Genomic DNA, 14331 nt, shown 5'->3' on the forward strand with positions numbered 1-14331 from the left:
AAGCAGGAAGCAGGAAGCAGGAAGCAGGAAGCAGGAAGCAGGAAGCAGGAAGCAGGAAGCAGGAAGCAGGAAGCAGGAAGCAGGAAGCAGGATAGATTAGCCGAGACAGACGGGTTGCCAAATATTACTTAATACAACAATCCGGCGATTCATCATGGCGCCAATACGCCGCAGCGACCACCAAAAGAAAATGGCCGAGATATTATCCCGGCCATTCGTAGCTTGGTCAAAGACTCAAGCTAGGATATTACTCATGTGCAACTTATTAGAAGTTGTACTGCAGAGCAACAGTCCACTGGTCGTCAGCATTATCGATACCTTCGATACGGTATTCGGTATAGGCTTTCAGCTTGGAAGTGAAATCATACTGAACACCCAGCAGAGTCGCATCAATCGAATCTTTGTAAGAAGCGCCCGGAGCACGGGTCTCTTCTTTGTTGTAACCAGCCAGGAAGGTCCAAGCATCTACGTTATAGGTAGCAGCCAGTTCGTAGCCTTTACCTTCATGCTTGTTGCCAGTTGCCTTGTTTTTCAGGTCACTTTCGTTGTACATGGCTGCAAAGTAGAAGCCATTGATACCGTAGTTGGAAGAGATAGCCCAGTCAGACTTCTCAAACTTGCCGCCCTTGGTGAACACACCAGCGCGGTCAGCAGTTGCTTCCAGGTCAGAACGGTTGTAACCGGCATCAAAGCCCAGACCGAAGTCAAACTTGTAACCAGCGGCAGCACCGTAGCCTTGGTTCAGTTTGACATCTTGAATAGTTTTGCTGATGGTGCTGGAGCCAACATCTTTAACAGAAGTGACTGCATCATCATTGGTTTGGTAGGACAGTTTACCGTGGAAGCCACCGAAGCTGTTGGAGTAGATGATCTGGCCTTCTTGGCGACCATCGTACAGGTTACCTTCGCTACCCCACTCGTTGAAGATATCGGTCACGGCAATGGCATCGTAGTAAGCGGTATCGGTTTGACCGAAAATGATCTTACCGTATTGGGTACCATCGAAACCTACGTAGATATGACGAGCTTCGAACTTACCACCGGTTTTCTCACCCTTGGCAACACCATCTTTGCTGATGTTATCGCTGTTTTCAGAAGCGACTTGCCACTCGGTCTTGGCAATACCAGACCAGGTGTTGTTCAGCGCGATCTTGCCGGACCAACCCAAACGGGAAGCACCAACCAGTTCAGCGTCAGAAGAGTCATGATCACCGTAGTAGTTAGCCTGTACACGGCCGTATACGTCAAAAGTGGTACCGTCTTTGTCATAGATCACTGCGGCGTTAGCGGCGGATGCAAACAGAGCCGGGATAGCAATAGCCAGAATTGTCTTTTTCATAGTTTCCAATGCCTACTGTAATTAAACACTAAGTTGTTGTTATTCCCTGTGTTAGCGATGTTCTTTGCATCACTATGCCGCCGAGACTAGCACCGGATTTTTTGAACCGCAATGAAAAAACTTGGAACTTTTTATGGAAACCATAGTCATGGAGACAAAAATGTGAGCCAAGTCTCACCTGGCGGTGAGGCAAAAGGAAAACGTTTACAATAAATCCTGCTGATTATTTGGACCCAAATAGTTTGTTTTGCATGCAAATAACGCTAACTACCTGATAAACAACCAAAGTGGTCTGATCAGCGTAAAACTGCCGTGATAATGGCTGTTGCCTCGACCTCACCAAGGGGTTGCGGGTATCCTTGTCCTTCAATTAACTCCCAAGCTGGCCTTATCTTTATGCTCTCCACTCGCCTCAAAGCCACCATTCGTCAAACCTATCGCCAGATTGCGGATGGATTACCCGGTTTTGTGCCGCGCAAAGAGCAGAATTTTCTGGTGGCCGAAATCGCCAAAACCCTGACCGGCGAGTACGACAAACAGCGCCGGATCCTGGTGGCCGAAGCGGGAACCGGTATCGGCAAATCTCTCTCCTATGCTCAGGGCGCCATCCCGGTGGCACGGCTCACCCAGAAGAAGCTGGTTATCTCCACCGCCACCGTGGCCCTGCAGGAGCAGCTGATCCACAAAGACCTCCCCTTTTACCACCGCCACAGCGAGCTGCCGTTTCGCTTTATGCTGGTCAAGGGGCGTCAGCGTTACTGCTGCGAGCATCTGCTGGAGCAGGCTGCCAGTGGTGCCGAGATGGCCAACTTCGAGCTCGACTTCGGTAGCCTGAGCAAACACAAGCCATCGGAGAGCGACAAGGATCGTTACCAGGCGCTGTGGCAGGCCTATACCAATGGCAAGTGGGACGGGGATCGGGACAACTGGCCGGAGCCGATCCCCGACCTCTGTTGGGATCGCATCGCTGCCGATCGCCACACCTGCAACAAGGCGCTGAGCCATCATCAGCACTGCCCCTTTCATCGCGCCCGCAACGATATGGACAGTGCCGATGTGCTGGTCGTGAACCATGCCCTGCTGCTCTCCGATCTCACCATGGGGGGGGGCATCATCCTGCCGCCCCCCGATGAGTGCATCTATGTTCTGGATGAGGCCCATCACCTGCCCACCATCGCCCGGGATCACGGCGCCGCGTCGGCCAGCATCAAAGGCTCGCGCCGCTGGCTGGAGAAGCTGGTACAAAGCGCTGGCAAGCTGGCGCGGACGCTTAATAAAGAGAGTCTGCTCGACCCTCAGCTCAAACTGCAGGATGCGCTGGCCTCTATCCAGCCGGATCTCAAGGCCGTTGAGCAGTGGCTCGGCGCCAACGATCGGCTGTTTGGCACTGAACCCCACTACCGCTTCGCCGAAGGGGTGTTGCCAGACCCCCTGCCCATGCTGGCGGAAAACCTCAAGGAGTCGAGCAAGAAGGCACTGCGGGCGCTGGACCGGATGCAGGGGGCCATTGGTGAAGCGCTGAAAGATGGCGAGATCCGTCGCAAGGAGGCCGAACCCTTGCTGGCCGAGAGCGGTTTTCATCTGCAGCGGCTGGAGAGTTTCTGCGCCCTGTGGGAGATGCTGGGGCGCCATGTTCCGACGGGCAAGACCCCGCTCGCCCGCTGGATGGCCAAGAGCGACGATGGCGATATCTGGCTGCATGCCTCGCCGATAGAAGTGGGGTATCTGCTGGAAGAGTGGCTCTGGTCCAAGTGTCTGGGGGCCGTGCTGGTCTCCGCGACCCTCACCGCCCTCTCCTCCTTTAGCTATTTTCGCCATCAGGTGGGGCTCAAAGAGCACGACGGCACTCGCTATCTGCGCCTGCGCTCCCCCTTTGACTATCAGAAGGCCGAGCTCTATCTGCCCAAAATGGCGCACGAACCCAACTCGCCGGCTTTTACCAGCGAGCTTGTCAGCGTGCTGCCGCGCATTCTGGCAGGCAAGGAGGCAAGCCTGGTACTTTTCTCCTCCTACCGGCAGATGAATGAAGTGGTGGCGGGACTGCGCGCCAAGGGACTCTCCCTGCTGGTGCAGGGGGAAGCATCCCGCAATGCGTTGCTTACCTTGCACAAGCAAAAATGCGATGGCGGTCAGCCCAGCATTCTATGTGGTACCGGCAGCTTCTCGGAGGGGCTGGATCTGCCGGGTCACTACCTCACCAATCTGGTGATCACCAAGCTCCCTTTCGCGGTGCCCAACTCGCCGGTCGAGGAGGCCACCGCCGAGTGGGTCGAGCAGCGGGGCGGCAATCCATTCCTGCAACTGACGGTGCCAGAGGCATCGCGCAAACTGATCCAGGCCTGTGGTCGTCTCATTCGTAAAGAAGCCGATCGGGGACGGGTCACCATTCTTGACCGACGGCTGCTGACCAAACGTTACGGCAAGGGGCTGCTCGATGCCCTCCCGCCGTTCACACGGCGGATTGAGTAAATAAGCCTGCCTTTATTGACAAACCGAGTGGCAACAGCACGAACTTTCGCCCCCAGAAAGAGCCATTGCCGCAGTGGGCCAAACCTGCAAAAATGAGCCCCTGTTTTCAGTGGGCAATCGCCTGACTGTTCAAGGAGATGAAATGAAACTGACTGTTCTGGTACCGGCCCTGGCTGGTCTGTTGTGGGCCGGTAGCGCCCTGGCTGATGCCCAATTGGAAGTGTCCAACCCTTATGTCGTCCAGCTGATCGATGGCCAGTCCATCAACCCCAAGCTGCTCGATAAAACCAGCACCTTCCCCCTCTCTGCCGGCAAGCACCAGTTGGTCATCGCCTTTGAAGGCAACTTCTCCAACCGCAGCGAAATCAAACTGGTGACCGCCGAGCCGCTGGTACTCAATTTTACCGCCGCCGATAACCAGAAGCTGGTACTGGACTACAAAAAGCCCCGTAACGAAGCCGAAGCCAAGCAGTTTGTCAAAGATCAGAAAGTGGCGCTGAAAGACAAGGTCAGCGGCCAGCAGGTCAGCAGCGAACAGTTCGTGATGCCGAAAGTAGAAGGCTTCCAACTGACCCGTGACTATCAGCAAGAGCTGATCAAAATGGGCAAAGCCTTCAACCAGCCTAAAACCGTTGCCGTCTCCTCTGCCGCCGTCATGGCCGCCGCCAGCGCACCTGTCGTGGCCGCGCCGAGCAAGGCACAGAGCAATCCGGAAGCCCTTACCCAGCTGCAAAACTGGTACAACAAGGCGGATGCGGAAACCCGCAAAGCGTTCCAGATCTGGGTTATCCAGCAGCAGTAATCCGGGACCTTCATCCTGACCCGTCGGGAATGACAAGGGGAGCCTGGCTCCCCTTTTTCGTATCCAGGTTCATCGATGGAACCATGCCCTGATGTCACTGCATATTTACTATCACCCCCTCTACTCCTCCCTGACCCTGCCCGAACGCCATCGCTTTCCGCTGGCCAAGTATCAGGGGCTGTTTGAGCGCCTGCAGGCGCAGGGTTACCCCCTTGGCGAAGCGCTCGCGGCTACCCGGGAGCAAATCTGCCGAATTCACAATGCCGATTATGTCGCGGCGGCCCTGAGCGGCCAGCTTGAAGCGCGCGCCATCCGCAAGCTCGGTTTTCCCTGGTCACCCATGTTGATGGAGCGCACCTTGCGCTCGGTTGGTGCCACCATTGCCGCCAGCCGCTATGCACTTGAGCAGGGCTGCGGCTTGCAGATCTCCGGCGGCTACCACCACGCCCATCGGGATCATGGCAGCGGTTTTTGTCTGTTCAACGATCTGGTGATTGCCGCGCAGACTTGCCTCGACGAGGGGCGCTGTGAACAAGTACTGATCGTCGATCTCGATGTGCATCAGGGAGATGGCAGTGCGGCCTTGTGCGCCGGGCGGCGCGATATCATTACGCTCTCCCTTCATGGTGAGCACAACTTCCCCCACCACAAAGCCACCTCTCACCTCGACTTTCCGCTGCCAAGCGGCATGGCGGACGATGCCTATCTCACCACACTGCAACAGGCGCTCTCACTGGCACTGCGCCTCTATTCGCCGGATCTCATCCTCTATCAGGCGGGTGTGGATGTGCATCATGCCGACGAGCTTGGCTATCTCTCCCTGAGCGATGAAGGTGTTCGCCTGCGCGATGCCATGGTGTTTGACTGCGCAGTACAACACGGTGTGCCCATAGCGGCGGTGCCCGGTGGCGGCTATCGCCGCGACTGGCAGCAGCTGATCCCGCTTCATATGTCGCTGTTCGAGATGGCTCGCCAACGTTTTGGCTGATGGCATGGCTTGATAGCGCGGAAAAGCCATCAGAAGTGAGCGGAGACTTCTCCAGATACAACAGAAGAGGCGACCCTGGGGTCGCCTCTTCGTGTTTCGTCATCCCGGTCACACAAGCTCGCTCGTTGTCAGGCAAGCTTGGGACGCCTGAGGATAACTATTTTTGCCGCTTGCGGGCGTACTTGCGACGGGCGCGGGCCTGACGCTCCTCTTCCCGCTCGGCCTTCTCTTTGGCTTTTTGCTCTGCGTCTGCCGCAGCCTCGACGATCTCGAGGCTCACCATCTCCGGCGTCTCCAGCGAGATGCGGCCAAGCAGGCCGGAGCGGAACTCGTTGATCAGGATCTCGGACGCCTTGTGCAGATCGGCCAGACCCCCTTTGCGCACGAAGGCGCGTTGGCGGGCAATCATCTCCAGCAGCTCGATCTCGGTCTCGGGCAGTTCAGCTATCTGGTAGCGCGCCTTGATCCGCTCCGGATAGGCCTTGATAAAGTAATCGGCGGCAAACATGGCGATATCGGCATAGTCGAATACCGTATCCTTGATGGCCGCGGTGATGGCCAGACGATAACCGCAGGAGGGCGGGTTGAGCTTGGGCCAGAGAAAACCCGGGGTATCGGTCAGGATGACGTTGTTCTCCAGCTTGATCCGCTGCTGGGACTTGGTCACCCCCGCCTCGTTGCCGGTGCGGGCGATGATGCGCCCCGCCAGGGTATTGATCAGGGTGGATTTACCCACGTTGGGGATCCCCATGATCATCGCCCGCACGCCGCGCAGCTCAAAATTGCGCTCCGGCAGCATCTCGTGACAGAGGGTCAGCAGTTGCTTGATCTTCTCCGGCTCTTGTTGCGTCAACGGCAGCGCCTTGATCCCCTTCTCTTTTTCCATGTGCGCCACCCACAGATCGGTGATCGCCGGATCGGCGAGGTCCGCCTTGTTCAGCACCTTGATCACCGGGGTATCACCACGCAGCTCGGGCACCAGCGGGTTTTCGCTGGAGAAGGGGATGCGGGCATCGAGCATCTCGATGATCACATCGACCTGGGGCATGACCTCGGCAATCTCTTTGCGGGCCTTGTGCATGTGACCGGGGAACCAGTTGATGGACATATCCGTTACTCTCTGTGGGGGCTGCGGGCGCGCGCATGGAACAACAGGCGCTCTGCCGCGGGCATCGAACGAAGGGGGCGCATTTTACCTGCTGCGGGCCCATTTTGACAGGTCATTCTAGCCATCACCTCATCAAATCAGCAAACCGTCGAGACGAAGCAATACAGCCGAAAACGAGCAGACCAACCCGCTCAATTGACAGATAACACATTGATATAATGTAACATTTTCATCCTCTTTTCACACAACCGTCACCGATAGTCAGTAAAAGTGTCATCTGCCCCCTCTAGGCTGCGCTCAGGTTTTACAAGGAGCGAACCCCAATGAGAAAAATGGCAGGACTTGCAGTGATGATCGGCGCCGCCCTGGCCGCCGGCTGCAAATCAGACAATGACACGGTGGCGACCAAGCCCGCCGCCCAGCCCACCAACGTCATCTTCTTCCTCGGTGACGGCATGGGCCTCAACACCCTGACGGCGGCCCGTATCTACGGTGTCGGCGAAGCGGGTGATCTGACCATCGATACCCTGCCAGAGACGGCCTTTATCAAGACCTTCTCCCACGATGCCCAGGTTACTGACTCGGCCCCCTCCATGGCGGCCTACATGACCGGGGTCAAGAGCAACAACGGCGTCATCAGCATGGACGGCGACGCCACCTATGAAAGCGACTGCAGCAAGAGCGCCGGCAAGCCGGTGACCACCCTGCTGGAGCTGGCCAAAGCCGATGGCCGCGGCACCGGCGTGGTGACCAGCACCCGGGTGACCCACGCCACCCCCGCCGCCACCTATGCCCATATCTGCAACCGGGATCTGGAAAATGACATCGCCGTCCAGCTGGTGCCGGGTGGCAAAGGCTACAACAGCGCCCTCAAGGAGGGGCTGGATGTGGTGCTCGGTGGTGGCAGCAGCTTCTTTCTGCCCAAAGCCGACAAGGGCAAGCGGGAGGATGGCCGCAACCTCATCAGCGAAATGCAGGCCAAGGGCTATCAGTTTGCTAGCAACCTGGATGAGCTGAACAAGGCCGATGCGGGCAAGCCGCTGCTGGGTCTGTTTGGTTCCAGCCACATGAAATATGACCTGGACCGCCCTGCCAGCGAGCCGTCACTGGCCCAGATGACCCTAGCCGCCATCAAGCAGCTCAAGGGCAAGGAGAAGGGTTACTTCCTGATGGTGGAAGGGGGCCGCATCGATCACGCCCTGCACGACACCAACGCCAAGCGGGCGCTGCAAGACACCCTCGCCTTCGACAACGCCATCAAGGCAGCCATCGACGAGGTGAAAAAGAGCGACCCCGAGCTGAAAAACACCCTGATCGTGGTCACCGCCGACCATGACCATACCCTGGTGCTCAACGGTTACGCCAAGCGTACCGGTAAGACCACCGCCAGCAACCCCGGCGTACTCGGGCTGGTGAAGAACTACGAGACGGGTGAACCGAGCAAGGATGGCGACGGCATGCCCTACACCATCATCGGTTTTGGCAACGGCTACAACCGGGTGGATGGCCCGCGCAGCAGCGTCACCCCGCTCGACGATGCCACCGTTTCTGCCAATGACTACCACCAGGAAGTGGTGGTCAAGGTGGGCGAGATCGGCAACGAGACCCACGGCGGCACCGATGTCTTCCTCGGCGCCATCGGCAAGGGGGCTGACAGCTTCCATGGCTCACTCGATAACACCGCCGTGTTCGGCAAGATCAAGGCTGCGGCCAAGCTGTAAGGAGCACTTTCATGAGCAAACAGATGAGCACATCCATCAAGCACACGCTGGTCTGCGCCGCCCTGTTCAGTGCGTTGGGGGCAACCTCCCAAGCACAGGCCGGTGATGCCAAAAACGTCATTCTCTTTATCGGTGATGGCATGGGGCCCACCGTGCTCACCGCCACCCGCCTGTTCAAGGTGGGGGAAGAGGGCAATCTGGAGATGATGAAACTGCCGCGCAGTGCCCGCATCAAGACCTTCTCCAACGATGCCCAGACCACCGACTCGGCCCCCTCCATGGCGGCCTACACCACCGGGGTCAAGATGAACAACGAGGTGATCGCCATGAGTAGCGACACCAGGGCTGTCGCCCCCGGCAAAGATGTCAACGGCAACAAAACCGACAACAAATGCAGCAGCGACAACGGCAAACCGGTGCCCACCATTCTGGAGCTGGCCAAGGCGGCAGGCAAATCGGTCGGGGCCGTCACCACCACCGAGCTGACCCACGCCACCCCGGCGGCCACCTACGCCCACATCTGCCATCGGGATGCCGCCTATGACATCGCCGCACAGGCCGTTCCGGGAGGCGCTGGCTTTAACAGTGCCCTCAAGGATGGGGTCGATGTGCTGATGGGCGGTGGTGCCAACCACTGGACCCCCTACAGCGCCAGCAACAAAGGCGGTCGCAATGACAACCGCGATCTGACCGCCGAGATGACCGCGCAGGGGTACAGCTATGTCACCACCCAAAGTGAACTGGCCAAGGTCACCAGCGGCAAGCTGCTCGGTCTGTTCAGCAGCAAATCCCACCTCGACTACGAGCTGGATCGGGTCGCCAAGGGGGCAGCCAATACCCAGCCATCCCTCTCCGAGATGATCGCCAAGGCGATCGATCTCTTGAGCCAGAACAGTCAGGGTTACTTCCTGATGGTCGAGGGGGGCCGGATCGATCACGCCCTGCATGGCACCAATGCCAAGCGAGCCCTCACCGATGCAGTGGCGCTGGACGAGGCGGTCAAGACGGCCCTCGGTAAAGTGGACCTCAACAATACCCTGATCGTGGTCACCGCCGACCATGACCACACCATGACCATCAACGGCTACGCCGCCAAGGGCAATCCGGTGCTGGATCTGGTGAAAAATGGCGACGGCTCGACCCAGAACGATGTGGATGGCAAGCCCTTCACCACCCTGGTGTTCGGTAACGGCCCCAACCGCCCCGATGTACGCCCCGTCCTCACCAGCGATCAGGTGATGGCCAATGACTATCTGCAGGAGACCGGCGTCAAGCTGGCATCGGAAACCCACGGTGGCGGCGATGTGATGCTGTTTGCCGATGGCGCTGGCAGCAACCGCTTCAAGGGCTCGCTGGATAACACCAAGGTGTTTGGCAAACTGCGGGAGGCGCTCGGCCTGTAAGCAGCGGGGGCCCGGGAGCAGCTGAGCAATCGGTTCAGCGGCCCGGGTCCCGGCTCTTTCGAGCGACAGATGATGATGAGATTTCTGCTTTCGTTGTGGCTGCTTGGCTGCGCCCTCGCCTTCCCCCTTTATGCTGACGACACGCCCCCGGATCTCGCCGCCCGGATCAGCTATCACGACCGGGTCACCGGCAGCGATGGCATCGCCAGAGAAAGTGTCTGGCAGGAGAAGTGGCTGCGTGTGGGCAATCAGGTGTGGAGCCAGCGGCTCATTCCCCTGCCCCTTGCCCGTGCCTATCACGCCACTCACGACGCCACGCCCGGCCACAAGCACTTTACCCACCAGATGGCGGCCCGCTGGGTCAGTCGCAGTGATGAGGGTGAGCTGCAACTGCGTTATGCCGACAGTTGGCACAACCAGCTGGTTGAAGTACCGGTGGAAGAGTATGGCCAGGTGGCCTTCAAGCCCGACTGGCGGCGGATCCGCCATCTCGTCGACCCGGCGCTGATCGAGGGGATGACCCCGCTGGATGAGGCCCCCCCCGAGCAGGCCCGCTGGTATGAAAAACGCGAAGGGCAGCAACGAACCCGCATTCTCTGGTCACATCAGTGGCAGATCCCGCTGGTGGTCGAGTCGGCCAGTCTCGACGGCTATCGCAGCTACCGGATGGAGGTAACTCTGCGCAAACTGCCCGCTCAGCTCCCCTGGCTGCAACTCGCCGATTACGAAGTGCGCGATCTGCGGGATTTCTTCGACTGAGATCCCAACCCTTCAGCGGGTGCAAAGACAATGCAGGCAGGAATGTTACACTCTGACCATTCGACTCTGGCTCACGATCTTGATGCGCGCTCTCTGCCTGCCCTTTTTTGCCCTGCTGTTATTGCTGGTACACACCGGCGCCCAGGCTATTGTGCTGGTGGCGGCCGAGCTGCCCCCCTATGTCATTCGCTCCTCTCACGGCAAACCAAGCGGTGTCGCCATCGAGATCATGGAAGAGGCCGCCCGACGCCTCAAGGAACCGCTCACCATCGAGTTGATGCCGCTGGCACGGGCGCTCACCCAAACCGCTCATCGCAAGGATGTCTTGCTGATCCCGCCAGTGCGCAGCTCTCAACGGGAACACCTCTACTACTGGGTGACACCGATCCTCGATGAAGAGTTCGTCATCGTCAGTGATCGCAACGCCCATCCCACTCCGCTCACATTAAAAGATCTTCCTTCGCTCAAGGTGGGTACCTTGCGTCACTCCTTCGGCCAGTACCTGCTCAAGCAGCGGCTAAATCTCGCCAGCCAAACCGTTGCCACCGAAGACCTCAATGCCCTCAAACTGCAACGAGGACGCATCGATGCTTGGGCCGCAGCCTGGAACGTCATTCTCTACAACCAGCAGACAGGCGGATTTTCCATCGATGAGATAGTAAAAGGCGAATCCTTGATGCGGACCCCGTTATTTATCGCGGCCAGCAAGGATTTCCCCTTCACCGAAGGTCGTCGCTGGCAAGCCGTGATCGACGAGATGCGCCATGATGGCACCCTGGCGCGGATCATCCGTCAGTACAACTATCAGGCTCCTGAGTAGTCACTCAGTCACGGTTGCCAAGGCCAGCCAGAATGGTTATGGTAGCCCCATGAAAATACTCGTTATTTCCTCGCATTTGCTCACACCCTGCTGAGCCCCCGCCTCGCTCCTTCGGCCGCGAGTCGTTTGGGGGCATGGCATTTTCACTGTTTTGAATCTGTGTAAACCATTGTGTGACATCCAGCGTACTGGCCAGCCTTCCCTTGTCGGCTTGGCCTCTCTGCTATTGATAAGGAATATCCTATGAAACAACCTCATCTCGTTATCTCCAGCCTTGATCTGGACCGTATCGAACAACTGCTCGGCAACCACCCGCAGCATCTGGCCCTGCAAGAGGAGCTGGACCGCGCCGAGATCCGCGAACCGGCCGACATGCCGCCGGACGTGGTCACCATGAACAGCAAGGTGCGCTTCAAGATGCAGAGCAGCGGCAACGAGTTCTGCCTCACCCTGGTCTACCCGCGCGATGCCAAAGGTGACGAGAGCAACATCTCGGTACTGGCGCCGGTGGGCAGTGCCCTGCTCGGCCTGAAAGTGGGCGACAGCATCGCCTGGCCAGGCCCGGCCAGTCGCACCATCGAGGTAGAAATTCTGGAAGTGGTCTATCAGCCGGAGCGCGCCGGCGAGCTGCACCGCTGACTCCGGTTGCGGGCAGGCCAGCTCGCACAGCCTGATCCCGATCAAGCTTCCCTTGCTTATCGGGCCGATTTTTCCCCTATCGTCCCCCGCCCCTTGAGCCTGACTCGGGGGGCAGGTATCTTGTTGGCCGCGTCATGGTCATGACGCACCGAATTTCAGGCTGACATCATGATAAAAATTGCCCTCATCGACGATCACCAGATCGTCCGATCCGGTTTTGCCCAACTGCTCAATCTGGAGCCCGATCTGCAGGTGGTCGCCGAATTCGGCTCCGCCAGCGACGCCCTTGCCGGTCTGCCCGGCAGCGGGGCGCGGGTCTGCGTCTGCGACATCTCGATGCCCGACCAATCGGGGCTGGATCTGCTCAAGCAGCTCCCCTCCGGTCTGGCGGTGGTGATGCTCTCGGTTCACGATAGCCCGGCCCTTATCGAGCAGGCACTGCAGACCGGCGCCAAGGGATTTCTCTCCAAGCGTTGTAGCCCGGACGAGCTGATCGCCGCCGTGCGCACCGCCGCCCAAGGGGGGTGTTATCTGACGCCGGACATCGCCCAGAAGCTGGCCAGCAGCAGCCGGGATCCCCTCACCAATCGGGAGCGGGAGATTGCCCAGTTGCTGGCTCAGGGGCTGGAGGTGAAGGCCATCGCCGAGCAGCTTGGCCTCTCCCCCAAGACGGTTCACGTCCATCGCGCCAACCTGATGGACAAGCTCAAGGTCAGCAACAACGTCGAGCTGGCCCACCGCATGCTGGATAGCTGGTGATCTCCCGTTTTGCCAGCTATGTCGCCATCGCGCTGGCGGCCTGCTTCATCTTTGCCGCTGGCTGGTTTTGCCTCTGGAGCATCGGCCTGCATCTGGCGGGGGGGCCGGCGCTGGCGGTGCTGCTGTTCCCCTTCGGCCTGCGCCTCGGGTTGCTGCTGCAAAGCCCCGGCCACTACTGGCCGCCACTATTATTGTGCGAAGGGCTGCTGCTCTACTGGCTCAATCAGGAGGTGGGGTTGCCCCACTGGCCGTGGCTGGTCGCAGGCAGTCTGCTGACTCTGTTGCCGCTGCTTGTTGCCCGTCGCCAGCAGGTACGCAACGACTGGCAGCAACTGTTGCTGCTGCTCGCCACCGTCACGGCGGCGGCGCTGCTGCAAGCTCTGCTCTGGCATCTGGCGGGGGAAGATGGCCTCTCGGCCCTGTTGCTCAGCCTGACCGGCGGGCTGACGCTGACCTCCACCTGCATGCTGATCTGGCACTACCTCACCCGCGCCACCTGGGTGCCGCTCGGCCCTGCGCTGGTGGATCAGCCGGTGGACTGGCGCTTTCGCCATCTGGTCTGGTATCTGCTGCTGTTCGTGCTGAGCCTCTGGCTACAGCTGGGATTGCCCAACTCGCTGGTGCGCTTCACCCCGTTTTGTCTGGCTATCCCCATCATCGCCATGGCGTGGCGCTACGGCTGGCAGGGGGCGCTGCTCGCCACCCTGATGAACACCATCGCCCTGCTGGCCAGTCAGGCCTGGCATGATCACCCCCTCGACCTGCTGCTCTCCCTGCTGGCCCAGAGCCTCACCGGCCTGCTGCTGGGCGCCGGGATCCAGCGCCAGCGCGAACTCAATCAGGCGCTGACCCGCCAGCTCGCCCACAATCGCCAGCTCACCGAACGGCTGCTGGAGACCGAGGAGAGCATTCGCAAGGAGGTAGCGCGCGAGCTGCACGATGATATCGGCCAGACCATCACAGCCATTCGAACCCAGGCCGGGATCGTGCGCCGGCTCGCCCCCGATAATGCCGGGGTGGGCCAGAGCAGCGCCCTGATCGACACCCTGTCGCTCGGGATCTACGACGCGGTGCGTGGTCTGCTCGGCCGCCTGCGCCCGCGCCAGCTCGACGACATGACCCTGGAGCAGGCGGTACGCAGTCTGCTGCGAGAGCTGGAGCTGGAACGTCACGGCATCGTCACCCGACTGGAGTGGCAGCTGGCGGATGGGGATCTCTCCGATGCCCAGCGGGTCACCCTGTTTCGGGTCTGTCAGGAGGGGCTCAACAACGTGGTCAAACATGCCAACGCCCACTCGGTCACCATTCGCGCCCGGGCCAGCGGCGAGCAGCTGCAACTGGTGCTGGAAGATGATGGCCGCGGCCTGCCACAGAGTCGCCCGCAACAGGGCTATGGCCTGCTCGGCATTCGCGAGCGGGTACAGGCGCTCGGGGGCAGTCTGCAACTCTCCTGCATCCACGGCACACAGCTGACGGTCAACCTGCCCAGTCGCAAACGGGAGGAGAGTCATGGCTAATCACCAC

General features: G+C 59.5%; 12 protein-coding genes. 10 read left to right on the plus strand and 2 right to left on the minus strand.

Annotated features, from left to right (window positions below; translation table 11 throughout):
• Window positions 1-265 precede the first annotated feature (265 nt).
• Window positions 266-1339 carry a porin gene (locus tag BSP75_RS15630; protein ID WP_058053849.1) on the minus strand — a complete coding sequence of 358 codons (1074 nt, stop codon included), beginning with the start codon at window positions 1337-1339 and terminating at the stop codon, window positions 266-268.
• Window positions 1340-1735: 396 nt separating this feature from the next.
• Between BSP75_RS15630 and dinG the strand changes: the two genes are divergently transcribed.
• The 3 genes from dinG (at window position 1736) to BSP75_RS15645 (ending at window position 5598) form a co-directional block, all read left to right on the plus strand.
• A complete protein-coding gene (dinG, locus tag BSP75_RS15635; protein ID WP_075113804.1) occupies window positions 1736-3808 on the plus strand; it encodes an ATP-dependent DNA helicase DinG in 2073 nt (690 codons plus the stop codon).
• Between the two features lie 142 nt (window positions 3809-3950).
• A complete protein-coding gene (locus tag BSP75_RS15640) occupies window positions 3951-4610 on the plus strand; it encodes a DUF2057 domain-containing protein (protein ID WP_075113805.1) in 660 nt (219 codons plus the stop codon).
• A 91-nt stretch (window positions 4611-4701) separates the two neighbouring features.
• Window positions 4702-5598, plus strand: a complete 897-nt coding sequence (locus tag BSP75_RS15645) for a histone deacetylase (protein ID WP_075113806.1) — start codon at window positions 4702-4704, stop codon at window positions 5596-5598.
• Window positions 5599-5755: 157 nt separating this feature from the next.
• Here the strand turns inward: BSP75_RS15645 and ylqF are convergent, their stop codons facing one another.
• Window positions 5756-6706, minus strand: a complete 951-nt coding sequence (ylqF, locus tag BSP75_RS15650; RefSeq protein ID WP_075113807.1) for a ribosome biogenesis GTPase YlqF — start codon at window positions 6704-6706, stop codon at window positions 5756-5758.
• A gap of 323 nt (window positions 6707-7029) precedes the next feature.
• Here ylqF and BSP75_RS15655 point away from each other — a divergent pair, with 323 nt between their 5' ends.
• The 7 genes from BSP75_RS15655 (at window position 7030) to uhpB (ending at window position 14324) form a co-directional block, all read left to right on the plus strand.
• Window positions 7030-8427 carry an alkaline phosphatase gene (locus tag BSP75_RS15655; protein ID WP_075113808.1) on the plus strand — a complete coding sequence of 466 codons (1398 nt, stop codon included), beginning with the start codon at window positions 7030-7032 and terminating at the stop codon, window positions 8425-8427.
• A gap of 11 nt (window positions 8428-8438) precedes the next feature.
• The gene (locus BSP75_RS15660; RefSeq protein WP_075113809.1) at window positions 8439-9830 is read left to right on the plus strand and encodes an alkaline phosphatase; all 1392 of its coding nucleotides are present in this window, start codon (window positions 8439-8441) and stop codon (window positions 9828-9830) included.
• 72 nt (window positions 9831-9902) lie between these two features.
• The gene (locus tag BSP75_RS15665) at window positions 9903-10589 is read left to right on the plus strand and encodes a hypothetical protein (protein ID WP_075113833.1); all 687 of its coding nucleotides are present in this window, start codon (window positions 9903-9905) and stop codon (window positions 10587-10589) included.
• A gap of 82 nt (window positions 10590-10671) precedes the next feature.
• Entirely contained in the window at window positions 10672-11409 is a 738-nt protein-coding gene (locus tag BSP75_RS15670) for a transporter substrate-binding domain-containing protein (RefSeq protein WP_075113810.1), read from the plus strand.
• 243 nt (window positions 11410-11652) lie between these two features.
• Window positions 11653-12048, plus strand: coding sequence for a nucleoside diphosphate kinase regulator (gene rnk / locus BSP75_RS15675; RefSeq protein WP_075113811.1), 396 nt, complete (start codon window positions 11653-11655; stop codon window positions 12046-12048).
• 168 nt (window positions 12049-12216) lie between these two features.
• Window positions 12217-12807: a transcriptional regulator UhpA gene (gene uhpA / locus BSP75_RS15680; protein WP_005334071.1), complete on the plus strand. Its 591-nt coding sequence runs from the start codon at window positions 12217-12219 to the stop codon at window positions 12805-12807.
• Entirely contained in the window at window positions 12804-14324 is a 1521-nt protein-coding gene (gene uhpB, locus BSP75_RS15685; protein ID WP_075113812.1) for a signal transduction histidine-protein kinase/phosphatase UhpB, read from the plus strand. The genes uhpA and uhpB overlap by 4 nt, the downstream gene beginning before the upstream one ends.
• Window positions 14325-14331: the final 7 nt, after the last annotated feature.

Origin of the sequence: Aeromonas sp. YN13HZO-058 (genome assembly GCF_001921245.1) — a bacterium.
In the GTDB taxonomy this organism is placed as follows: domain Bacteria; phylum Pseudomonadota; class Gammaproteobacteria; order Enterobacterales; family Aeromonadaceae; genus Aeromonas; species Aeromonas allosaccharophila.